This window comes from Desulfomicrobium salsuginis, from assembly GCF_054657795.1.
Map to the genome: position 1 here is coordinate 1,017,176 of NZ_BAAHYA010000002.1, position 23,844 is coordinate 1,041,019.

The 23,844-nt window shown below is 52.7% G+C and carries 21 protein-coding genes and 1 tRNA gene; 12 read left to right on the forward strand and 10 right to left on the reverse strand.

Going from position 1 to position 23,844, the window contains the following annotated elements; translation table 11 throughout:
• Nucleotides 1–651 precede the first annotated feature (651 nt).
• The 6 genes from ACYQ3G_RS11770 to metK form a co-directional block, all read right to left on the reverse strand.
• Nucleotides 652–2,718, reverse strand: coding sequence for an AIPR family protein (locus ACYQ3G_RS11770; protein ID WP_459826012.1), 2,067 nt, complete (start codon nt 2,716–2,718; stop codon nt 652–654).
• 6 nt (nt 2,719–2,724) lie between these two features.
• A complete protein-coding gene (locus ACYQ3G_RS11775; RefSeq protein ID WP_459826013.1) occupies nt 2,725–3,723 on the reverse strand; it encodes a PD-(D/E)XK motif protein in 999 nt (332 codons plus the stop codon).
• Entirely contained in the window at nt 3,716–6,415 is a 2,700-nt protein-coding gene (locus tag ACYQ3G_RS11780; protein WP_459826014.1) for a Z1 domain-containing protein, read from the reverse strand. The genes ACYQ3G_RS11775 and ACYQ3G_RS11780 overlap by 8 nt, the downstream gene beginning before the upstream one ends.
• Entirely contained in the window at nt 6,408–7,880 is a 1,473-nt protein-coding gene (locus tag ACYQ3G_RS11785; protein WP_459826015.1) for an ATP-binding protein, read from the reverse strand. The genes ACYQ3G_RS11780 and ACYQ3G_RS11785 overlap by 8 nt, the downstream gene beginning before the upstream one ends.
• 791 nt (nt 7,881–8,671) lie before the next feature.
• Entirely contained in the window at nt 8,672–9,301 is a 630-nt protein-coding gene (locus tag ACYQ3G_RS11790) for a hypothetical protein (protein WP_459826016.1), read from the reverse strand.
• Nucleotides 9,298–10,461, reverse strand: a complete 1,164-nt coding sequence (gene metK / locus ACYQ3G_RS11795) for a methionine adenosyltransferase (RefSeq protein ID WP_459826017.1) — start codon at nt 10,459–10,461, stop codon at nt 9,298–9,300. Before metK ends, ACYQ3G_RS11790 begins: the two co-directional genes overlap by 4 nt.
• A 420-nt stretch (nt 10,462–10,881) precedes the next feature.
• Between metK and ACYQ3G_RS11800 the strand changes: the two genes are divergently transcribed.
• From ACYQ3G_RS11800 to ACYQ3G_RS11830, 7 genes are all read left to right on the forward strand, one after another.
• Nucleotides 10,882–11,481, forward strand: a complete 600-nt coding sequence (locus ACYQ3G_RS11800; protein WP_459826018.1) for a PIN domain-containing protein — start codon at nt 10,882–10,884, stop codon at nt 11,479–11,481.
• Nucleotides 11,482–11,661: 180 nt separating this feature from the next.
• Complete coding sequence (locus ACYQ3G_RS11805; protein WP_459826019.1) at nt 11,662–12,324, forward strand: hypothetical protein; 663 nt, start codon at nt 11,662–11,664, stop codon at nt 12,322–12,324.
• Nucleotides 12,325–12,402: 78 nt separating this feature from the next.
• Entirely contained in the window at nt 12,403–13,050 is a 648-nt protein-coding gene (locus tag ACYQ3G_RS11810; RefSeq protein WP_459826020.1) for a hypothetical protein, read from the forward strand.
• A gap of 48 nt (nt 13,051–13,098) precedes the next feature.
• On the forward strand, nt 13,099–13,383 hold the full coding sequence (locus ACYQ3G_RS11815; RefSeq protein WP_459826021.1) for a hypothetical protein: 285 nt from the start codon (nt 13,099–13,101) through the stop codon (nt 13,381–13,383).
• Between the two features lie 80 nt (nt 13,384–13,463).
• Nucleotides 13,464–14,003, forward strand: coding sequence for a protein-tyrosine phosphatase family protein (locus ACYQ3G_RS11820; RefSeq protein WP_459828320.1), 540 nt, complete (start codon nt 13,464–13,466; stop codon nt 14,001–14,003).
• Between the two features lie 95 nt (nt 14,004–14,098).
• Nucleotides 14,099–14,623, forward strand: coding sequence for a hypothetical protein (locus ACYQ3G_RS11825; protein WP_459826022.1), 525 nt, complete (start codon nt 14,099–14,101; stop codon nt 14,621–14,623).
• A 129-nt stretch (nt 14,624–14,752) separates the two neighbouring features.
• A complete protein-coding gene (locus ACYQ3G_RS11830; protein ID WP_459826023.1) occupies nt 14,753–15,061 on the forward strand; it encodes a hypothetical protein in 309 nt (102 codons plus the stop codon).
• 35 nt (nt 15,062–15,096) lie between these two features.
• On the opposite strand, the gene ACYQ3G_RS11835 is transcribed toward ACYQ3G_RS11830, so the two are convergent.
• Both ACYQ3G_RS11835 and ACYQ3G_RS11840 read right to left on the reverse strand, forming a co-directional pair.
• Complete coding sequence (locus ACYQ3G_RS11835) at nt 15,097–16,299, reverse strand: PcfJ domain-containing protein (protein WP_459826024.1); 1,203 nt, start codon at nt 16,297–16,299, stop codon at nt 15,097–15,099.
• Nucleotides 16,300–16,308: 9 nt separating this feature from the next.
• Nucleotides 16,309–18,507 (reverse strand): AAA family ATPase, encoded by a 2,199-nt coding sequence (locus ACYQ3G_RS11840; protein ID WP_459826025.1) that lies wholly within the window; start codon nt 18,505–18,507, stop codon nt 16,309–16,311.
• A 370-nt stretch (nt 18,508–18,877) separates the two neighbouring features.
• Here ACYQ3G_RS11840 and ACYQ3G_RS11845 point away from each other — a divergent pair, with 370 nt between their 5' ends.
• Together ACYQ3G_RS11845 and ACYQ3G_RS11850 are read left to right on the forward strand one after the other, a co-directional pair.
• The gene (locus ACYQ3G_RS11845; RefSeq protein WP_459826026.1) at nt 18,878–19,471 is read left to right on the forward strand and encodes a type IV toxin-antitoxin system AbiEi family antitoxin domain-containing protein; all 594 of its coding nucleotides are present in this window, start codon (nt 18,878–18,880) and stop codon (nt 19,469–19,471) included.
• Entirely contained in the window at nt 19,468–20,370 is a 903-nt protein-coding gene (locus ACYQ3G_RS11850) for a nucleotidyl transferase AbiEii/AbiGii toxin family protein (protein WP_459826027.1), read from the forward strand. The genes ACYQ3G_RS11845 and ACYQ3G_RS11850 overlap by 4 nt, the downstream gene beginning before the upstream one ends.
• A 41-nt stretch (nt 20,371–20,411) precedes the next feature.
• Here ACYQ3G_RS11850 and ACYQ3G_RS11855 read toward each other — a convergent pair whose 3' ends face one another.
• On the reverse strand, nt 20,412–20,612 hold the full coding sequence (locus ACYQ3G_RS11855) for a hypothetical protein (RefSeq protein ID WP_459826028.1): 201 nt from the start codon (nt 20,610–20,612) through the stop codon (nt 20,412–20,414).
• 190 nt (nt 20,613–20,802) lie between these two features.
• Here ACYQ3G_RS11855 and ACYQ3G_RS11860 point away from each other — a divergent pair, with 190 nt between their 5' ends.
• From ACYQ3G_RS11860 to ACYQ3G_RS11870, 3 genes are all read left to right on the forward strand, one after another.
• The gene (locus ACYQ3G_RS11860; RefSeq protein ID WP_459826029.1) at nt 20,803–21,918 is read left to right on the forward strand and encodes an ADP-ribosylglycohydrolase family protein; all 1,116 of its coding nucleotides are present in this window, start codon (nt 20,803–20,805) and stop codon (nt 21,916–21,918) included.
• 48 nt (nt 21,919–21,966) lie between these two features.
• On the forward strand, nt 21,967–22,473 hold the full coding sequence (locus ACYQ3G_RS11865; RefSeq protein WP_459826030.1) for a YqiA/YcfP family alpha/beta fold hydrolase: 507 nt from the start codon (nt 21,967–21,969) through the stop codon (nt 22,471–22,473).
• Nucleotides 22,474–22,629: 156 nt separating this feature from the next.
• Complete coding sequence (locus ACYQ3G_RS11870) at nt 22,630–23,604, forward strand: helix-turn-helix transcriptional regulator (protein ID WP_459826031.1); 975 nt, start codon at nt 22,630–22,632, stop codon at nt 23,602–23,604.
• A gap of 145 nt (nt 23,605–23,749) precedes the next feature.
• Here ACYQ3G_RS11870 and ACYQ3G_RS11875 read toward each other — a convergent pair.
• Nucleotides 23,750–23,826: transfer RNA gene (locus ACYQ3G_RS11875), tRNA-Arg, on the reverse strand.
• Between the last annotated feature and the right edge of the window lie 18 nt (nt 23,827–23,844).

Consider the following 23,844-nt stretch of genomic DNA (forward strand, 5'->3'; position numbering starts at 1 on the left):
ACAGCATAGGAGAGTAGAATCTTGTCATCGGAGCCCGTCCAAAGGGGCTGGCGCTTGATGATGAGCCGTGCCTCGAAGGCGCCCAGGCAGTGACGGAAAAAACCAATTGGAAGTTCGCCAAAATCAGCCTTTGGGGGGTTTGAGGCTGTGGCCGTTCCGAGATTGGCGATAGGACTTGCAACGGGACCATGCGTTGAATGGTCGATCATTTCGGCATTGAGGGCTTGTTCGTCGAGGGCCCTGTCAGTTGCGTTAGAAGACCTTCTTCGCCAATGAAGCTTCCAAGCTTCTTGTGATCCGCGAGGAGTTTGTCAATCAGGCCACTTGGAAGTGGATTGCGTGCGGTCATATCGACTCCTTGTGGGATCGAATATCGACGGCTGCCCCCTTACAAAAATATTATTCACCCCAGCCGAGATCACTCCGAGAGGAGTTAACCCTAAAAAAATCGTGCTGCCTGCGTTGCTTCCCCTGCCCGAATCTGATATTTTTTCAAAACTACCTTTACGGGTTTAATCAAGCTTATTTCGTCGCAGGTGGCCAAAGACAACTTCCGATCGCATTATACAACTTCCAATTGTCCCAAGAAAACCCGTCCGGTTGATAGTCATTATTTCATGCTGAAATTATGGCAACTTTTCATCATCAAAATCACACATTAAATTCATATCCCATTTCATTCATGCGTTTGAAAAGAAACTCCAAAGTATTCTTCTCGGAGGCGCTTATAATAATGTTTCCAGAATTTATTTTACTGAGAGCGGCATGACTCTTCGGCGAAAGAAGTCTTCTGGAACGAGCAAACTCCATGATTTCATTCATCGCAGGCATGAGTTCAAGCAATCTAGTCTCAAATTCAATTTCATTGGTCATTTTTTTGACCGCTAAGCTCTCTTTCTTGATCAGTTTCAACTGATCAGCATGAATAAGCGCTGTCTTCAGCGACCCCGGAAGTTCGACTTTTAGGCTGGACACAGCCGCCCAGCAAGCCTGTTTCTTGCAATATTCGCCCAAGTTTTTAACGTTTGGAGGCGCGTCTTTAATTTTTAAGTAGACCTGTGGAGCCAGATTCTCAAGCGCAGCTTTCAGCCCATCGCAAAGGGTTTGTTTGTTCCAGATCTGCTGGAGATCCAGATAAAAATTGCCGCCGGCCTTGAGGTGATTGACCAGCCACGCAATCGTGTAGGTGACAATCTGAGCCTTGTAGCCACGGTCATCCCGATACCAAACTGATTGTGCAACCATCTTATCAGTCCATCGAAAGACAATGACCTTGGCTATGACATCTTTGAAATACCCATCGTTGTAACTGTTAGAGTTTTCTTCCCAATCCTTTCCAATCATGTCAGCAAAATGCATGAAACACTTCTGAGCCCCTTGGCTGACAAGATGTGGCAGACACTCGAATGTGAGTGCATATTTCGCAAAGTCTGTCTTCGTGATAACCTGATCTGACGGGAACTCGGTTTCAAACTTACGCTTATCCGATATCTTCCCATATGCAAACATGTTCTTGTACTGACCTCTGGCTCTTTCGTAGAACCACTTTGAGGCGGTAAAGGCGTTTTCTTTCTGGGGAGCTGAAAGCCTTCTGGAGATCTTCTCCATTTCGACATGGAACGGATGAGTTGAGAAGAAATCGGCATCACTGATCTTGTTCTGAGAGTTGGCATACCTAGATATCTTCGGAACGGTTTCATCGACGCGTTCCTCCGAAATCACACTTAGCTTCATCTGGACAAAAACGTTATCAAGGTTTGCTTTTTTATTATCTCTTGCATAGAGGATGGACGCTGTAGTCTGCCCCCCGTTGACAATTTGAAGGTTGTTGATGGCCTTGATCGTTGTCCCCCCGGCCAGCTCCTTCGTCGTCACTCCAGAAGCTGTCGCTGTAAGCCCATTGTTATATGCAAAGAACATCTGGGGATATTTTTCAATGGTCGTGATGATTGCCTGATTGACCTTTGTCTTGGCCTGCAGAAACGTTCTGACGTTCTGCTCTAAAAGTCTTGCACCGTAAATTTCATAGATTCTGGAAAGAAGACATCCAGGCATGACCACCAAGTAGGATGCATATTCCGTGCTTCCTGTATGCACTTTGAGACAAGGAAGTGTTGTCTGGAATTCCTCTTCAAGGTCGATTTCTATCGGTTCTGGAGACCCCATGGACTTGAGAATGTCGATATATCTTGAAAAATCGAGAATATTGTAGATAAATTTCTTTCCTGCAATCTCTCTAGAATCAACCGTCTTCTTTCTTGAAGCAAGTCTTGCGTTTGAAAATATGATAACGCGGACTCTCTTGAACAGCGCATTATCTGAAAAAATCGGATATGCGACTTGAAATGTCGGACTAGTTTCCTCAATAGTATTTATGTACCCAGGTTTTATAGCATTTTTATAGAATCGCTCAACCCTTCCGTAGAGAGAATTGACTTGACTCTGGTTCAGTGGCGCTATTTCCTCGTCATCTCTCAGGTCGACGATTGCGAGATAAAGCTCACCTCGCTCCGTATCGAGAGCATATCCGTCAACTTGATATCCAGTCGTCCCTTCCTTTTTGACCGGAGTATAGGTCAGATCCAGACAATCTCCATTTCCTGCTGCAATCTCAGCATAAATATTGAAAAAACTTTCCGGCTGCGGCTGACCGAAAGCATAAGAGTCCCTTTTGATGTCTTTCCACAATTCTGCATAAGCTTCTTCTATATTTTGCATGACAGATTACCTCTCGGAATAATCCTGACCAAAAACAGAGTCCTTGAACTGATCTTCTGCTACTAGGAAATCGCTGATCGATTCCCTCCTGATGCTGTATTTGACTTCCGTGATCCCAGAAACAAGCTCGGACGCCTTGATGGCTGGAAATCCTTCCCCAACCAGATAGTAGCACCGCTCATTGATAATCCATTTTTCAGCATCGTACTCGCTTCTTTTCATGTACCCGAACTCAATGAGGACTGAACGAAGATTATCGATCGCTGCTGTATCCTTTCCCATTCTTTCGGAAACACTTACAATCAGATCATTCAATGACATTGCCTGCGGATCTTCATTCCCTGCTGGACCGATGATCTGATGACAAATCACAATTTGTCCGGAAACTGTATCCAATTGTTCTGCTGATGCAATCTGAATCTTGCGGTCGGAGCTGCTCAACTGCGTCTTGATCTCCATCAGCCAAGAGCCGAGAATGAAATCCTGCTCGTCGCCAAACGGACCCCGCCACGATGACAAGGCCTCATGCGGTGCAAGATGCCCCAGTAAAATGTCCCTAAAGAACAGAAGCTCTCCCCACAGCCCGATGATTTGACTTCGAGAAAGGATGTCCTCCATTCTGGATTTGAGCAGCTCCTGCCATCTCGCAAGCCGACGGAGCGTGGTTTCAAGACCGGCTACGTGCTGATCTCGCTGAAGCATTCTCGTGGCGGACATCAGATTGGCACAGAGCGCCTTGAAAATATCCACTTGTGCCGCGTCTATCAGTCTGAGCCGAAGTTCGAACTCTCCCTCACCCCATGTATCCAGTACTATATCCAACCCAGCCAGCTGTTTCGGATTTCTCGGTAGCGTGCCGGTGAGCCTGCCTCTGAGAGTGAAAACGTAATTTCCGTAAAAATCCTTGCCGTAGAAGAAATCCATCGGATGGAGTGGGTTAACGCGGCGCACTCTCAGTTCAGATGGGTGGTCACTTCTTTTGAAATCATCCCACTTCTCAGGCATACTCCACTCCATCAATCATTGGTTCGTCATCATCAGGTGGCTCCACAGCGGCTTCTAGAATTTGACGCCTATACACAAGGTTGACCTGATAAGTTCGTTCAACTGCTTTTACAGACGTTGCCGGGAGACAGAAAGTCAAAGTTACGACTGGGTTGGACAGCTGGAGAGCCTCCCCTTTGGGCTCTTCCTTGAGCTTAGCTTCGAACGCATGTATCAGAAGCAGAGGCCTTTTTCTGTGACGGCTGTATGAACAGCACCCTCTCTCTGTGCTTCCGCCTTCGATCTCGAATTCCGCCGCCTGTCGTTCTTCGCTGCTTAGGCCGAGCTTCTCATCACCAGGGTTGGCAACTCTGTTTTTGCTTGTCACCTTGTACTTTCCGCTGTCTACTCTTCCCGCCTCACGACTTCTCAGTGCCAACTCCACATTTGGAAGAATCTCCTTGGACGTGAATTTACTGGTTTGCGAAAGAGGGATGGCGATGTCCCACGAACTGAGGTCTGCTTTGAGCCGGTCAGAAACGTAGTCCATGAAGAGAGATCTGTTCGACGAGATAAGACCCAGATCAGCGTGATCTTCAGGAAAGGAAAAATCTCTGATAAATGGAAATACAGTTACGGCGTCGATTCCCCTCCAGAGAATATAGTTGCCTTCAATTGGCTCATGCTCACCGCATTTCCTGAGGAAATTCTGAGTCAGAGTACGGTTTCTACTATTGACCATTTCATCATTGTGGAGAATATAGCCTTCGACATGGCGCCCTGAATAATCTTGGGCGATGGTCATTTGCGTGGCAGTCCTCATCTTGTTAGCAGCCGTAATTCTTATTGCCGCAGGGTCATGTCGCACACGGAGGCCGAAATCATTTGGTGTCATGTGTACCAGCTCCATCCGATTGATTTCAGCTCTGAGTTCTTCAATGGCCTCCGTGATGAATTCATAGTGATCAAGCGATCTGTCAGGAATGTAGAGCTTACAGACATCTTCGTACCCTGGTCTGTATCCGAACCATCTTGCCATCTGCATCAAAGTGTCAGAGGCAGATGCATTCCTGAGAATATAGGAGACCGTCAGACCTTCAAGCGTCAACCCACGGGACAGCGCGAGTCCACCAATTGCTATGACATGGAGTCCAGTGTCCTTGTATTTTGAATAATCAAGTACACCGCCCCTCATGTTGATTGTTCTCACGGAGATGCTGCCAACGGCGCTGTTGAGAACACGCTGAATTTCAGAAAAACAATATCCAATCTCTCCGTATTCCGATTCGAAAGTCTCCTTAAACGCAAGCATGTGCGCGTCTTTGAATGCCCCGGCGCCAAGCCCCGAGTTGATGACTATCGAATTTTTAAGCAAACCCAGATAGTTGTAAACCAATCCGAATATCGCCTGTTGGACATCATTGAAGCGACTGACATTGATCATCATCGTACAATGCTTGTTGCCGTCACCTCTCAGTATTCTGATCGCCCTTGAAAGGATGAAGGTACGGACGGCCCTCTCCAGCGATTTCGGCAACAAAGAAACAACCTGATTCTTTTTATGATTCAAGGGGAGGATTGTCGCAAATTCATCTGTATCGGAGTCCAGCGGGACAACCATTGAAGACTTGAGGTCACCCCGCTCGGAGAACACTCGTGTTGCCCCGGCGTAATTGTTTGGAGGATCGAGGGCTTTGATGAAATCTCTTGGAAACAGATCATCCTCAAGCATTTCGCTTTCGGATTCGGGGTCGATGAATATATTGGCAAATGGTGTTGCAGTATATCCGATATAAGTTGACCTTGAAAACAGAGCCAGTATCTCTCGTATTGCCCTGTTTATGGCCGTAACTTGGTTCGGATTGTTTGCAGTATTTATGGAGGCATTGTCTGCCTCATCATCAATCAGAAGAATGGGCTGATTGATCTTTTTTGTAAGATTCTGCTCCTTCAACCAATCCCTGAGCCTCTCAAGGGTCGTCTTGTTTTTTTTAGTTATAAAAATGATTGGCTCGTTCAGCGCCGCAAGACTAACACCGTAGGTGGACGCCGCATCCTTTAGAAAATCTCTGTCGCGTGACGTCCCATAGGCAGGGAATCGCCTCTTCTCTGCAAAGTTGATGATGGAGAGGGGTTCTTGGGCTGCGGCCTGAAAGACCGACTTCTTGCCGATGAAAGTTTCGTCCAGTCTCTCTTGGGTCTGTTGTCGGAGCGAGTTAGTTATGCCGGCGAGCAAAATGATGACCTTGTATCCTGCATCTGCCGCCTTGCAGATTAATGTTGAATAGTTTGTAGTCTTTCCCGACTGGACATGGCCCACGACCATGCCACGACGCTTCCATGGGCCTTCAAGAGCTGGATTTCCCGAATAATCAAGAATTTCGTCCGTATCCGTATCAAGGGTGCCCACAACGTTGGGTGGGAGAATTCCCTTCTCCAAGTAATAGCGCTGGAGTCGGCTCCAGTAGAAGAAATCTATTTCAGATTTCCTTTCCAAAAGCCAAGGTTTGTAAACCGTACTTTTTAGTGAAGAGCCAACTGTCTGGGTAATGTCGAATGTATGCTCGAGGTGGCGTATAATGGATTCCAGCTCCTCTTCAGGGAAAGACCATGGACCGCCTAGCACTGTCTCCCTTATGATTTCACGAGACAATTTTCCCATTTTAGAGATTTCTATGCGGAAAAAAGCTATTTTGCTTTCATGATTATTCATTAATCCACCCTTCCCTCGTCAGAAATTCATTAACCATTAACCAGTTACTGCTGAATGGCTCTGCACTTTTAATTCTGTCTATCATCAGATTAATCTTGCCGTTGCATTCTGAAAGAATCCCCGGGAGCGAAGCTGATAGAAAGTCCATGAAATGCTCTGGATTGGTCTCAGCTTGATTAATATTTTCAGTCCCGCTGGAAAGATCTTCCCCGAATTTGTTAACCGGAAACTCCTGCTCAATGACTCGCAAGGCACCATCAATTTTATTTTCCAGATCTGTAGAAGCATCCTTGTAGAGCGCCGTCAGAAGAGGATGTGATCTGTTGATCTCGTAACGTATCTCCCCATTCTTCACATACCTTTTCCAGACAGAAACTTTTCCGTGTTCATTGATCTTTCCTCCCTTGGACCTGAAAACCTTGGCAGAGCGTTTTTTCAATCCCTCAACGATCTGCCTCAATCTCGATCTGAGAACAGACGGTAGCTGTGCGTCGGATTTGTCGACAGTGATCTTCCAGATTTCATCGAGGGAGTTTGGGATATCGACACTGACTCTCACCAACTGGGAAAGATCCCCGTGCTTGACCAAGCGAAACCAAGTTCCGTAGATGATGAGGCGGTTGTTTCTGTAGACGTAGAATCCTTGATTCTTCAGAAGCCCTTCGTCACCTGAAAGCTTTTCCAGATCGAGTGCTTTGAGCTTCGAGTAGTGAGGGAGGATATATGATTGAACTGTGATCTTCTTTCTGCCACCCATTTTTAGAGTTTCACATTCAAGCTGCATCGTGGCTACGTGTTTTCGGTGAAAGGGATCGTATTCAGGCACCGGAATGCCGTTAAGTTCAATCACAAGTTTCTTTGATTTGACTTCGCCGTTGATAAACCTGTGATAGATGAGTGCCAGCTTGTTGCGTGCGTGAACGATCAGTTCATTGAACTGTTCATCGTTGAGAGACTGCCCTTCCGACAGACGGTCACATTTTCGCCAAATGATTTCGGTCCCGTCCGCAGCCAGCAGATCCTTTGAAGAGTTAGACTTGACCTCGTCAGCCCCGAGAATCCCCATACTCCAGTTGTCAAGGCTGTCCAGATCCCAAGAAGCCCCGGAATATTCACCATTCTTTCTTGTAAGAACGGTCAGAAAACGACACTGGGAAAACGAGGCGGACTTCATTCCCCAGCCGAATCTACCCAAGTCATCAGGGGCTCTCTCTTCACAGGGAGTCCGGCTTGCAGGCCTCATGGCCTTGCACAGTTCTTCCAAAGACATCCCTGTGCCGTTGTCTGCAATCCTGATCTCTGGATCACCGTCGTTAAACAAGCACTGGAGTCGGATTATTTTAGACTTGGCCTTTATGCTGTTGTCAATCAGATCGGCGAGAGCACCGGCCAGATCGTAATTGCCAAAACTTCGCGCAGACATCATCAGCGAAGCGGCATCTGGTGGGTTGGAAATATAGCGCATAAAACCCCCAAACATCCTTTAAAAAAAACTAACAAAAAAAATATAAACGAAGGTTATTGAATTTCCACCTATCTTTCCAATTAAACAATCTTATTAATACACTTCAAATTACAATAAAATAACTTTAGCTGGCTTAACTAACCACATATGCCAAGTATGTATGTCTATGAGTGCTAAAAAATACAAGCTTACTTGCCAAATGGGCATGAACAAAGTACTATTATATACGCAGTGCAAAGCCGCTAATCAATCTGGAATTGGTAGCGCAAAAAATTGCCTGACCGGCAGTTCTTATCACCAAATGATCCCATACAGGCGGGACGATGCCCCAAATCCGATGGTTGAAGGGGCCACGTTTTTACTAAGTTCAGTTACGCCTTATGAAATAATAATTGTCAAGGATAATAGGACGTAAGACGAATTCCCGAAATGTGGCAGAAATAAGCGCAGTTCATTAGTTTGTCATACATGAATTTTCTGAGTCGAGTGATACAGACTGAGTTTCTGAGACAAATAATATTCTGAAATAATTAATTTTTTTTTAATATTAACTTTTCGAGACCCTTGAATAGCTATTTTAGCTCAAAATCAAGCCTCTTGTTCTGCAACATGCTGATATATTGATATAAATTGAAGAATCAACCAGTAAGCATGCCAAATCTTACAAATTTGAGGGATTATACGTAGCTGACAGATAGAGGATATGAACGTCATCCCGTTCGGCGAGGTCTCTGAGGCCGAGAGCAACGACGGAAACGGGGCCTTAATGATTGAGCTCCCGTTCCGCGTTTTCATCCTTCTTCTCTGTCCTGTTCGTACGCTTTTGCATACGCTTCGATCACCCTCTGTCGCAGGAGCAGATCAAAGTCCGGGTAGAAGCTCGACTCCGCCCAGAAAAAGTCGAGACCTTCGCCCAGATCCCCTTCGGCGTTCATCATTACGACATCGATGAACGGCCACACGCCCAGAAAGAAATCGGTGAACTCCCCCATTGTCAACGGACGTTCCGTTTCCATCTCGGGATGCCCGACCAATGTATCGCCGCCGTATTCGTCAACGACCCTGAGGCGGATTTTCCCGTTCGACCGCCCGGCATAAACACTGGTGACATCGTACGTCGTGGACTTGATGTTGATGCGACCGATCTCGACCTCCCCATGCTGGCGCTCGGGAAGGTAGTTGCCGCCCATGAACATGGGGTGGATGGATTCCAGATAGGTGGCGATCTCCCCACCGTCATTCACGATCTCATCGATCAGCTCTTGGGCTTCCTTCTCATGCCCGGCCGAAATCATCTCACGCATCCGGTTCCTGACCACTCCGCCATGCACGTTCGAAAGCAGGTGTTCTTCGAGCTTCTGGGGGCCGAAATACGCCTTGGGCCTGAACTCGGAATTCACTCCTTTGCCTCGCGCTTTCATCGCACCACCTCCCATGGGAGGCTCAGGTCGGTTCTCCCGAAATGCCCGTAGGCCGCCGTGGGATAGTAGATGGGACGGAGCAGATCCAGGATGTCGATGATACCCTGCGGTCGCAGGTCAAATTCGCGGCCAAGTTGGGAGGCTATGATCGCGCATGGCTCCGTCCCGGTGCCGAAGGTGTCGACCATGAAGCTGACGGGCTCCGCCATGCCGATGACGTACGCCAGTTGCACCAGGGCGCGCCGCGCCCATCCGCGCGCCACGACCTGCTTGGCCAGGAAGCGGGCCATGTATGCGGCCGAGCGATCCACCTTGGACGGGTCCTTCCCGGAGAAGGCCCCTCCCCCATGCGGGGCGGCCCCGCCGTAGGTGTCCACGATGATCTTGCGGCCGGTAAGGCCGGCGTCGCCCTTGGGGCCGCCGGTGACGAAGCTGCCGGTCGGGTTGATCAGGGTGCGGAATGCAGGGGAACGCAGCCCTTCCGGAATGACGGGGTCGATGACGTGCTTGCGGACTTCGGCACGCAGCACGTCCGCCCCGATGCCAGCGTCGTGCTGGGTGGAAAGAACCACAGCCTCGACCTGGACTGGACGGCCCTGAATGTATCGGAACGTGACCTGGGACTTGGCGTCGGACCCGAGCCACGGCAGCAGCCCGCTTTTGCGCGCCTCGGCCTGCCTGCGCACCAATCGGTGCGCATACACGATGGGCGCGGGCATGAGCTCCGGGGTTTCGTCGCAGGCGTACCCGAACATGAGCCCCTGATCGCCGGCGCCGAGAATCCCGTCCAGGCGGTCGACACCCTGGCCGATCTCCTTCGACTGGCCGTTGAAGCGCACCTGGATTTCACAGGCTTCTGGATCGATGCCCGTTTCCGCGCTGCGGTAACCGGCGTCACGGAGCACCTGGCGCACCAGGGTTTCGGCGGAATCGCGCACGGCGTGGAAGTCATCGATCCGACGGGTCTTGAACTCCCCGGCCACGATGACACACTGGTCGGCCAGCATCGTCTCGCAGGCGACCCGGGAATGCGGGTCGCGTTCCAGAAAGGCGTCGAGGATCCGGTCGGAGATCCGGTCGGCGAGTTTGTCCGGATGGCCTTCGGACACGGATTCGGAAGTAAAAAGATGAAAATGGTCGGCAGGTGTTGTTGTCGACATGGCCCAAAAACTCCTTTGCTCCGAACTGTGGGCGTATGGCGCACTACGGAGCAGAGTCGTGGGCCAACGCTTTAGCAGTATTTCTTGGTCGCCCCGCAAGTTGTCGATTAAATCGGCGACGCCCGGATTCCGGGCAAAAAAAATCCGCTCAGCTTGCGCCAAAGCGGGATGTCCCTCGCTTTAGCTGCATTTGTAGAGCGCCCGCAAGCTGAAATCAAATCGGCGCTAAAATGTATCTATGCCCGAGCAGGCTGAAGGTCAACTGAAAACAGGACATGCCAATCCTCAATAAACACTTGTGTCATACATCTCCTGCCCGCTATATCCCCACAGCGTCTCATACCATGACCCGACATCGCGGCTTGGCTGCTTGAGACAACTGCTGATCTTCTCGGCCCACAGGTAGTATCATAAGGGAGAATGATCTTGCGCACGAACTATGTCCTCATCGACCACGAAAACGTTCAGATCGAGGCGTTACCCGGATTGGACGCCGAACATTTCAAGGTTCTCATCTTCGTCGGCGCCAATCAGAACAAGCTGGCCTACGAACTCGTAGCGCCCGTGCAGAAAATGGGGACCCGCGCTGAGTACGTGAAGATATCCGGCAACGGGTCCAACGCCCTGGATTTCCATATCGCCTTCTATATCGGCCAACTGGTCGCACAGGAGCCGAAGGCCTATTTCCACATCATTTCCAAGGACAAGGGGTTCGATCCGCTGATCCAGCATTTGCGCAGCAAGAAGATCTCAATTGCACGTTCAAGTTCCATCGCCGACATCCCTTTACTCAAGGCGTCGAATGCGAAGACGGCTACTGAAAAAATCGAAGTGATCGTCGGCAACCTCAAGCAGCGGGGCTCGGCCAAGCCGCGCACCATCAAGACCCTCTCCAGCACCATCAGCTCCCTGTTCCAGAAGCAACTCGCCGACGATGAACTCACGTCGCTCCTTGCCGAACTGCAGGGCAAGGGCTGGATTCTGACCACCGAGAACAAGGTGTCTTACGCCCTGCCATGAAACGCCTGCCGAGAGGACCTGAACGGACGCCACCCAAGCCTATGTCGCTGAAAGATACTCCCCACAGCATGGGCCGATCCCTAAAATTCAAGTTCCAGAGAGATACATCTGGATGATACCTGTCCGTGTCATCCCAGCCGAGGGCATCCCAATTTCAACACCGCAAAACGGAGGTCATTCATGTTACGCACCACACTTTTGCTTCTCATCCTCTGCTCAATGACGGCCGTCACCGGCTGCTCCAAGGTCCAGGTCAAACCGGAGCTGGGCACGAGCCTGGGCTACGAGGCGTTTTCCAGCATGAAAGTCATCAACATGCGGGACATTTCCCTGGGCCTCTACCTTTCCCCCAAGCTCCTCGAAGCCACTGCCTCGCAGTCCATCAAGATGGGCCAGTTCGACTTCGCCATCGGCAAGGCTCTGGCCGTGAAACTGACCAAGGCCATGGCCTACCAGTTCCAGGAGGTGCACATCCTGGACGATGCGGCAAGCCGGGACGGGATTCAGGCCCTCATGCGCGTGGAACTGCAGGATATCGACTCCAAGATGGACGTGAAAACCGGTTGGTCCACGGTCAGTGCTGAAAGCTACACGCGCCTGGCCATCCGCGCCGAACTGCAGGACGCCGCGACCGGCAAGGTCATGTGGGTCGGAACCAGTCAGGTCAACCAATCCGGCGGCATCAACGAGCAGATGATGACCTACCAGGAGGCCGGCCGCGGGTTCGCTTCGGGCTTTGACGGTGCCGTCGACAAGGCTGTTGGTGACATACTCAGCCAGATGAACAAATCGCAAAACCTTCGCGAATATTTCAAAACACTCGAAGCCGCTCCCAGGGGGTAATCTGTGAGAAGCATCCTTGCCGCTTTGATGATCTGCGGACTCCTTACGGGTTGCACGGCACCGCTGAAGGTAGAAAGCGTGTCCTTTCAGTCTCCCGAGTCCATCCCCAACCATCAGGATTTTGATGGCCTCAAGGTTGCCGTCGTTCCCATAGATACCGAGGAGCAATCCAAGGCCATCTTCAACACGGACCTGAAGAAGGCCAACATCCTCCCCGTCCATGTCATCGTCCGGCACACGGGAACCAAGGAATTCGAGATCAACCATCAGCAGATGTTCGGCGTCCAGGGCGACGGGTCCTATACGGTGGCCCTGACCATCGGCACCGCCGCCCAAAACGTGCGCTCATCCTCCATCGGTACCACGGCGGTGACGGGGGCGGTCGTGGGCGCGGTGGCCGGAGCGGCCATCGGGGCCGGCATCGGTGCAGGCATCGGTTCGGCCGGCGGTGATGCCGGCGCGGGTGCGCAGGCCGGGGCGATCATCGGCGGCACCACCGGCGCTGCATCCGGCACAGCCGCAGGCCTGTCCGACGGTTTCACCATCGAGTTCAAGAAGCAGTTGGCCATGCACGCCTTCGAAGACCGCGTCATCTACCCGGCCGACATGAGCCAGGGCTTCGTCTACCTGCCGTGGCGCCCGTATCAACACTTCAGAATGGTCATCTTTGACATCAACACGGGGAATCGCACGGAAATGGTGTTTCCCATTTCCGTGCGCAGGTGAGAAAATCGATTTCAATATTATACTTGCAAACCAAGACAAGGATAAAAAATGCACCATATAGAATCACAATCATTGATGGCTTTAATTGTATGGTCAATTGGAAGCTACCAGCAAGGGGATGATCATTTTAAATATAATCATCTCGATAATGCACTTGAAAATTACAATCTATTGAAAAATTATATCATATGTAATGAGAAATATCTCGAAGAAAAGGAAAACTTCAAGCAAGACGGAAATACAAAAACTCCTCTTTTAAACGCTCAAAGGACATTCAAACAGGCACGAAAGAAACTCTTTGACTTTGTCGAGGAACAAAATCGAAAACCGTGACAATGCAGGGAGGTCATATGGGGCAGGAGAATTATGGGGGACACGAATGACGCAAACGCATCGATATCTCCTACTGGGTCATCCCAGGCAGATTTCTGGTCGGCGAATACCCGCGCAATCACGACCACGAATCGTCCGTTCCCAAGTTGCAGGCTCTGACCGCGGCCGGCATCAATTTCTTCATCGACCTGACCACGTCCCTCGACTGCCTGCTCCCCTACCGGGACATCCTCCAGCAGATCGACCCGCAGGCCGAGCACCACGCCTTCCCGGTCCCGGACATGGGCACTCCCCTGGTCGAGGCCACGACATGCGACATCCTCTACGAGATCGACTCGGCACTGGCGAGGGGCAAAGGAGTCTATCTTCATTGCTGGGGCGGCGTGGGCCGGACCGGGACGCTTGTCGGGTGCTGGCTGGCCCGGCACCTCTGTCCGGGGAGGCGGCGCTGGCGAAGCTGGGAGAATTGTGGACGCGTTGCCCGAAATCGCGCTTTCGCGAGGTTCCGGAGAAGCAGCAGTTGGACTACACTACCATTTAGAAGAGCATACAAAAATGAGTACACCATACCATTTTCAATGCTTAATCTTATAACTTGGCAGACTTCTCCATTGACTTAGGCATTTGATTTACGATATTATACAAATAAGTTCAAATTTTGATCATTCAATCCATCCCCTACTCATAATGCAACATCCATAGACAGGAGGCTATCATGATATTTTTTCCGTACGGCCCTTTTGATATTCCAAAACAAGAAAATGGGCTGATATCTAGAAATCGGGACGATCTGAAGGAATTCTGGCAAAGGGTTGAAGAGGAAAATGAGGGTCTCTCTAACGCAATAGGTATATATATTTTTTCTATTCGAGCCGGAAAAGGTGTTCGACCATGGTACGTAGGAAAATCAGATAAAGCAGGATTTTTCAAAGAGTGCTTCCAACCTCACAAAATAAAACACTATGATAACTGCATAGCAGCGCGGAAATGCACCCCGCTTCTGACATTTATTCCCAAATTTACTCAGGCAAACTACTTCGCACAGCCAAATGGCAACCCGCAGAAAGATATCTCATCATTGGAAAAGATGTTGATCGGTGCCTGCCTGCAAAAGAACAAGGACTTAGTCAATGTGAGAGACACTAAAATATTTCGCGACATGGTTGTACACGGCTATCTGAACACTCCTCAGGGCGGCGTGGCAAATAACGTGAAAGAATTCAAAAAGCTAATTGGGTGACACCACGTTCAACACCAAATACTGATGTGTTGTAAGTCATTTAAGCAGTACAATGATACAAACATTATTCTACAAATAATCCAACGAAATTCATTCTATAACAATTTAATTTTTTAAAACGAGAATTTTATGGCCATTAAAAAACATGAACTTGATGCAATGAATGATCATGTAAAAAACGGTCTGACAATAGCAGACATATCTAAAAAATTTCCAGATTACGATTACTGGGAAATATATTGGGAAGTCAACGACGCAAGTTTTCTTGGAAAGAAAAGAACCATAACTAACAGAATTAATCAATTAGTTAGTACAAAATCGAAATCTAATCGCGAAGAGATTGCTGAGGAAGCCAAAGAATTGCTCAATGATTTATATCTATCATTGAAGAAAAACAGCAAAAAACTTATTGAAATAGATAGAATTTTGCGCAAATAGCCCCTGCGATTCTCATTTTTCACTATAACCAGGCTCTATGGCCTGGTTATAGTGCATGTATCAACCCCAGACACCCACCCTATTAAAACATTCCATGTCTCTTTGGACGCCTTCCCATTCCGATACAACTTAACCTGTTCCATCCGAAACTCCCCATCAGCAGACCTCTGCACCGCCAAAGTCGACCTCTCCGGCGCGTGAACGCGATAAATAAAAACATCCCCTCGCAATGCCTGGTAGACAAATTCACCAACGCAATGCCTCATCACCAACCCTTCTTCAAGCAAGTCGCCGACATTGCTTATATACTCGATATCTTTTGTCTCTTTAAGTGGCGACGGAGGAAAAACTTCACCATAGTGGGCGATGATGGTCTCTTTTTCTTTTTTGCTGAGATCCCTGGCGATTTTATCGTGCAGGTCTCGAATCTGAAATGCGCTTTTCATGGCCAAAACCTGCCGCTCCGGATTTTCACGTTCGAGCATTTTGCACATCATGCGGATATCGCGAATATCACGACAGACCTTGTACAAATACCGAAAGGCATCCCGGCAGCTGTCAGCCGCCAGGCAGTCCTTGGCGCATCCAAGATCCATCACGTACCGTTGCGTGTAAAACACCTTCAGCACGGGCCAGTTGATCTGCCGGTAATGACGCACCTTTTTCAAAAACTCCCCATCGTTGAGAATGCGGCGCAACAGCTCAAGATCTTTGAGCGAGTAACCGAACTCACGAATTTTCGACAAAAACTTCAGAAGCGATCTGTTTGAAGCCCCACAAAACGATTCCAGGATCGAAACACGTCGGCGGGTATAGAGCTTTCTGACATCGGCCTTGGACGGAGCCGGTCCGAGCATGTTCGAGGCCAGCCAGAACAAAATCGGCGCGGACCCGGCCATCTCCTTACTTTCGGGAAACTGGCCGATCACATGCATAAGGCGGCATTGCATTGAACGGAACCGGCGCAACACGCTTGTCACGTCCGCGGGCAACGCGTCATGGTACGCGCGCACCGGATGGTCCGGTTCAAGGTCGAAAACGTCGTCTGACGCGATCGGGTAGTCAAAGGCGTCGTCGTTTCTTTTCCAACCGCCGCCTTCCCTGAGTTCCACTCCCCCGCCCTCGTTCCAGGAACGCAGACGGACCTGAAAGCCCCCCTGGTCGGGAGCCAGCCCCATGGAGACGATCAGGCGCTGTGTAGCCGGATCGAATTTGCAATACTCGGGATCAATGATCATGACGCACTCCTATTTCAAAAAACCCATGCCCCGCCGATCGCTGTCGAGCTTCAAATCCTGCTCCCTGCGCAAGCCTTGAAGCAGCTCATGGTGCGTGCCTCCCCTTTCGTCATCAAAAAGCATCCGCGAACGAACGGCATGAAAATCACCGGGAGTCAGGCGGCGCATGGCCAGGAGCCCCGTCTCCAATTCTTTCGGCAGAGGCTCCGGCGCCAGCGGGGCCAGGAGCGCGTCATAAAGCGCCTTCACCTGCTCCGGTTTGGAGTATGTGAACGCAATCTTGTGGCTGAACCGACGCATGGCTGCCTGATCCATGTTGTCCCGACGATTGGTGGTACAGATGCAGAAGCCCCGACATTCTTCGAGGGCTGTCAGGAACTCGTTGACATGGGCGGCTTCCCAGGAGCGTGTCGCCATTTCCCTTGGGAAGAGGAAGCTGTCGGCTTCGTCAATGACAAGGACGGCATCGTCGCGCTCCGCTTCCCGAAAAGCCTCCGAAATGTTCGCTTCCGTCATCCCGATATATGGCCCGAGCAGGTCGCTGGCGCGGACGACCTTGCATTCACGCTCCAGCCGGTCCGCTAAATACCGGGCGAGAGCGGTCTTGCCGGTGCCGGGAGGTCCGTAGAAGAGCATTGTGGCCGCGCCGGCGTTCAATTCGCCGCCGCTGCGCAGCAGGTGATCGACACGAGACAGCTTCCCAAGCAGGGCATCAACGGAACCTTCCAAACTGACGCCTTTGGGGTCGTAATGTGGTGCCACCGAAATTTTCTTACGGCGCTTGCCTCCGTCACGTCGCAGCGTCTCATAAGAATCCACCACGCGCCTGAGGGCGGGGACAAAAGCGCTCCGCTTTCTCCCGGTAAGCGCCGCAGCCTGGGTCACGGACATCTCCATGACCGAAGCCGGTACATCGTAGGTGCGGGACAGATCCGCCAGTTCGGCGTCATCCAAGCGATTCAGCACGCCGTGCCGCTCCAGGATCTGCCGCCACATGGAGCTCCGCTCCTTTCGCCCCAGCGGCTCGAAATGGATACTGAAATGAAAACGCCGGCGTACCGCCCCTTCCAGGTGATGCACATGGTTCGTGATCCATACCACGCGCTGGCCAGGCTTCTCCAGGAAGGTATTGAGCCAGGCTTTGTCCACGTTCTTGTGCCGGGAAAACATGTCGCAATCGAGGATGCGCTCGGCCTCGTCCACGAGCAGGAAAGCCCTGTCGTGCTGGGAGACAATACGCACCCCCGCCGTCAATTGTGCTCGACGGTCGTTGTCCGCACCCTGAGGCGGACTCACGGACCAGGCCGGGATGCCTTCGGCCGCAGCCAGACTTCTGGCGAACGTGGTCTTGCCGGTGCCCGGAGGGCCGTAGAGGAGAATATGCACGGGCCGGTCACCCGATTGCCGGAGCACGGCCCGCACATGCTCCACCTGATCGGCGGGGATGCTGAAATTTTCGAGCGGCAGCGCTTCCCCCTCAAGAGGGCGGCAGAACGCCTCGGAAATCCGCTTGGAATCGGTTTCGGTCCACAGGTCCTTGATGGGGTCCTCGAGCACCACGCTTGCCCGGGCAACCTCAGCGATGCCCAAATAGGCCAGTTCCCGCAGGATGATCCGGCAACGCGAACCAGGAATGCCGAGCATATGGGCAAGAAAGTCGGTTCCACCGAATCGCATGACATGCAGGTTGTCCTCGAAGTAACTTTCCACCGGCTCAAATGCCCGGTTGATGAACAGGAACTCGCACAAGTCCATGCTGTCCTGGTCGAGCCCGAAGAGATCCTGCAGGCGCTGCGCAGCCATGGCATAGGAACGAGGGCGTTTCATTCTTGCGGCATGCACGCTCCGGCATTCTTCCTTCAGGAGTGCCCGGACTGTCTTTTGGTAGCGAGGATGGTTCTGGAGGAACTCTTCGAGGCCATTGGTCAAACTGAAGAGGGCGAACCGGTTGATTTCTATGAGGACTTCAAGCTCTTCCTCGTTGTTGGAGACAAGGCCGTAGCTTTCCACTTCTTTAACAAGGGCGTTCAGGCAGAAATCCAGTCCGCCAAGACACCAGGACGCGCATTCAAAGAGCGCAGAGTTGAGAACGATCTTTCTATCCAGCACACGCATGAGCCAACCGGCCGTTCTGATCCGCGCGTAGCGGCTCTCGGGTGTGGCATCGATGGAACCGGAGCTGATCCTGTTTCTGGGGCGTCTTCTCATGTCGTCTCTCCTGTGGTCTGCGGTTGGGCCGAAAGCCTGAACCTTTTCATGTCGAAAAGCTCAAACTGTTCCTACCAATTCCGCACGATCATTGACCACGGACAAGACGACGATCGTCCCGCGAAGGTGGGAAGATCCCACTTTTTTCCACCTCCCGCCGAGAAGCCCCGAGCCTATTTCGGACGAGATTATTCTGAAATATTATAGAATTACCACTGAAGCGTTCCTGCCCCCCCCTTTACGTGGCAGCAATGCTCTAAAACGGGCGCACCCGCAGATTATTGAATGAATGGCCCTTGATTTCCCGATCGCAACAAGACATATTGTCCATACTTATTCATAAAGCATGACATTTTGTCTGGTAGCAACCATGAAGCAGACCCCTGAAGACATCTTCCGAGCCAACGGCGGCCGACTGCGGATGAGCGAAGCCATCACGCGCGGCATCTCCCGCTACATGCTCTACGCCCTCAGGGACAGCGGCGTGATCGAACAACTCAGCCGCGGGGTGTATCGCCTCGTGGAGCTGCCGCCTATCGGCAACCCGGATCTGGTAACCGTCGCCCTGCGCGTCCCGAACGCTGTCGTCTGCCTGATATCGGCCCTCGCCTTCCACGAGATCACCACACAAATTCCGCACGGGGTCTCCGTGGCCATTCCGCCACAGGCGCGACGGCCTGCGCTGGATCACCCCCCGCTGTTTGTGCACCGGTTTTCCGGTGCGTCGTACCTGGCTGGCGTCGAAGAGCACCGGATCGACGGGGTACCGGTCAACATCTACTCACCTGAGAAAACCATCGCCGACTGCTTCAAATTCCGAAACAAGATTGGCATGGACGTGGTGCTGGAAGCCCTCAAACTCTACAAAACCCGAAAGCCCTTCAAACTCGCAGCTCTCCTCGACTATGCGAAAATCTGCCGGGTCCAGAACGTGATGCGCCCCTACCTGGAGGCAACCCTGTGACATCCGGCAAGAATGCCGCCGCATCCGTCCGGCAACGGCTCCTGAACATAGCCCGGCATGATGGGAGGCCTTTCAATGAACTCCTGCAGTACTACGCCATGGAGCGCTTCCTGTACCGGCTTTCCCGTTCTGCGCATGCGGACAGCTTCATCCTCAAAGGGGCACTGATGCTCAGAATCTGGCGGTCCCCACAATTCCGGTCTACCATGGATATCGACATGCTCGGCAGGACCAGCAGCCAGGAGGCGCGCATAGTCAGCCAGATGCGGGACATCATGACGGCGGGGGTTGATCCGGACGGGCTCGTGTTCGCCCCTGATTCGATCCGGACCGAGCGCATCACGGAGGACGCCGAATACGAGGGAATCAGGGTGCGCTTCCTCGGAACCCTCGGCACGGCTCGGATCAGCATGCAAATTGATATCGGTTTCGGCGACATCATCCATCCCGGCCCCGAGATGTCGGAACTGCCCACGCTCCTCGATTCACCAGCTCCAAGACTGCTCTGTTACAGCCGGGAAAGCGCCATCGCCGAAAAGTTCGAAGCCATGGTGTCCCTTGGTGCCTTGAATAGTCGAATGAAGGATTTTTACGACATATGGCTTCTGTCGCGCCAATTCGATTTTGTCGGCAACGACTTGGCCGAGGCCATCACGTTGACATTCCGACAGAGAGAAACAATACTCCCCGCGGACATTGAAGCCTTCAGCAAAGATTTCGCGGAGGCCAAGCAGAATCAGTGGGCGGCTTTCCGCAAAAGGCTGCAGCACGAGCATATCCCGCCCTCATTCCACGAGTTGACGACCGCGCTTGAATCGTTTCTCGCACCGATCGCCACATCGATATCGAAGGGCGTCCCCGCGCCCCGCACATGGACCGCATCCGGTCCTTGGTCCTGACGCCATTCCGCTTTCTTTCCATCGAACCCAGCAGGGCAAATCTACTTCACTTCTCGATAACTGAAGACGATCCGCACGCCGACCTGATCCCCCCCCACATGTTTGTTCCATGATGCTCCCAGCATCGCGGGACCATCCTCCCCGCCGCGATTGTGGAAGCGAGCCGCAAACAGCACAAAGAATGCGTCGACAACATCCAAACCGTCGCCGCAACCAGCGAGGAGCATGATGAGCGAAAGCACCCTGCACCAGGTTCCGTATGAAGAAATCCTCCACTCAATCGCCCTGGACGCTCATTCGTGTGGGCCGGAGCCCTGGGGCACTCCGGCCAACAACCCCGATCAGTGCAAGACCAGCGACGTCCAGCCTGACCAGCCGGACCTTGTCCTCACTGCCAACGAACCCCTCTGCACAAGGCCCTGGAGGTCACGATTGAACGAAGTCCATCAGCACAATTCCGCCAGGCTGCGCCAGATGTTCCAGGACAAGGTCATACGGTTGGAGCGTGGAGCGATCTTCGATCTTACCCTCACTCCAAAGGGACCCGGTTTCGACTTCGACCGCGTCGAGGGGATGCTCCTGGGCTCGGCCATCGGCGACGCCCTCGGGAATACCTCGGAATCGAAGCTGCCCCTGGTCAGAAGGCGGCTCCACGGCGAGATCCGCGACTACCTGATCTGCGACCGGAACGGCAACGCCAAGGGATACCCCAGCGACGACACGCAGCTGACCTTCTGGACCCTGGAACAGCTTCTTGAGGACGAGGGCAGCTTTGTTCCGGAGCGTCTGGCTCGGAAGTTTGCGGACAGCGGCAGGATCTACGGCATTGGGCGGACCATGAAAGACTTCCTCGATGCGTTCAAATCAGGCCGGCCATGGCACGAAAGCGGTCAGCACTCCGCCGGCAATGGGGCCCTGATGCGCATCGCGCCCATGCTCGTCCCGCACCTGCGCCACGGCGGTACGGACGTCTGGACCGACACGGCCCTCGCGGCCATGATGACCCACAACGACCATGCGTCCACTTCGTCCTGCCTGGCTTTCACGGCCATGCTCTGGGAACTTCTGGACATGCGGAGACCGCCCGAGCCCGCCTGGTGGCCCCGGCGATACTCCGAACTGGCCGGCGACCTCCAGGGCAATGTTGGCTACGCTCCGCGCGGAGGCTGCCTCAAGAACGTATTTCACGGCACGCTCAGCGACTTTGTCCTGGACAAACTGGAGTGGGCGTACGCCGAAAACCTGAACACCTTCGAGGCCTGCGACATCTGGCTCTCGGGCGCCTATCTCCTGGAGACGGTGCCAAGCGCCCTCTACATCCTCATGCGCCACGCCCACGACCCGGAGGAGGCACTCGTCCGCGCCGTCAACGATACCAAGGACAACGACACCATCGCCTCCATCGTGGGCGCGGCCGTCGGTGCGCTGCACGGCAAAAGGAGGCTTCCGGCAAGGTGGGTTGCGGGTCTGACGGGGCGGACGATGGCACGCGATGACGGGAAGGTGTTTTCACTCATCGCGGAGGCCAGAACGGAATTCTGGCGTTAGCCGACATCCCGGAATACTCATCAAGCAAAGAATCTCGCGAGGGCCACCATGAAAGACCGCAAACAGACCATAATTTTCCTTCACGGCAAGCAGTCCACCCCCGAAGGGTCAGGGAGCGGCAAGGCCATCAAGGAGTGCTTCGCATCAGAACATACCGTGCTCATCCCCGATTACAGACCGCTTGAACGCACGCACGAGGAGATCGAAACCTTCCTGAGGGGCGTCATCTCCGCCCATCCCGGCGCGCTCCTCGTCGGCATCTCCCTGGGCGGCTACTGGGCCTACCGCATGACGTGCGTTCTGCCGAAGGAACTGAACCTCTCCTGCGTCCTGCTCAACCCGTATTTCTACAACTATCCCGAGATCGAAATTCCGATGCCGCCCAATGCTGCGCAAATCGCCCTCGTCGTCAACCTGGATGACGACCTGATCAACCCTGAAGCAGTGGTTGAAAGATTCTCGGGACACGCCACGATCGTGACTGCCGAGAAAGGAGGGCACAGGTTTGCGGACAAGGGCCCTATCGTGGAGGCCGTCCGGGCCAGTCTGCGGTAATGAGGAGACGTCTCGAACTCATGTGAGGGAACTCCGGACGTGTTGATTTGTCATACACCCTGACATTGCTGGATTTGTTCAGCGAGAAGCGCTACATGCACCTCGGTCCTCGCCTCTCCCCGAGGCGCCCCGTCACCCCAAGACATCGAGACTCGCATGCCAAACGATTCCAAGAAGATCCAACAACTGCAACGCGTGCTGCTCCTGTACCAGCTCGTCAAGACGAAGCCCGAGATGTCCTCCAAGGCGCTTCAGGAGGAACTGGGCATCGGCAAGTCGACATACAACCGGGACCGGGACTTCATGAAGAAACTGGGGGTCAGTTTCGAATACGACAAGGCAAGAAAACGGCAGAACCTCACAAAGGATGCGTTCCTGCCAATCCCCGACCTGAGCCTCGATGAGCGCCTGGCCATCATTCTGGCCCTGAGCCAACTCGGGGAGATGCAGGAGTCCTTCCTGGCCAAACACGCCAGGGCTGCGGCGGCGAAACTTCTGGCCGGCCAAGAGAAATCCTTTTGCGACATCTGCAGAGCCCTGCTCGAACACGGCGTCTCCCATGGCGGGCAGCCACGCCAGGAACGGATCGTCGACGACCTGCTCAAGGCCACCATCAACCGCAGGCGCATCCGCATCAGCTACTGCAAGCCGGGGCAACCTGCCGAGGACTACGAAGTCGAGCCCTATCAGGTGTTCGTAGTGGACGGGTTCCTGTATCTGGACGGATACTGCATCGAGCGCAAGGAGATACGCTGCTTCAAGGTCTGTCGGATTCGCAGCGTACACGAGTTGGGGCTGACCTTCTCGGGCCTGCGCGGCTATGACTTCACCCGCCGCCGGACGAACGTCTTCGGCATCTATGCGTCAGATTTGGAACCCGAGCACGTCAAGGTCTGGTTCGCTGCGGAAATTGCACCGTTCATCCGCGAAGAGTCCCGCCACGCGTCGCAGAAGCTCACTGAAAACAGTGACGGGAGCCTCTTTTTCGAGGTCGATGTGGCGGAACCGGAAGAGGTGCTATGGTGGGCCCTGCGCTGGGGAGGGAATTTCGAGATCATCGAACCGCAGTGGCTCCGGAACGAAGCTATCAAGACCATCAGGAAGATGGCGCAGCGGTATAAGAACAATTGACAGGTGACCCGCCGGGAAACATCGGACCACTCAATTCTTGAAGGTGCCGTCGTAAACCTTGCGGGGAGCGGATTTCCATGCTGGGAATAGAGCGGGGAAAGAAAAAGGGCTTACCGGTGTGTTCCCGATAAGCCCTTGATTTCTTTGGTGCGCAATGCAGGAATCGAACCTGCGACCTTTAGCTCCGGAGGCTAACGCTCTATCCAACTGAGCTAATTGCGCACGAGGAAAGACTACCTA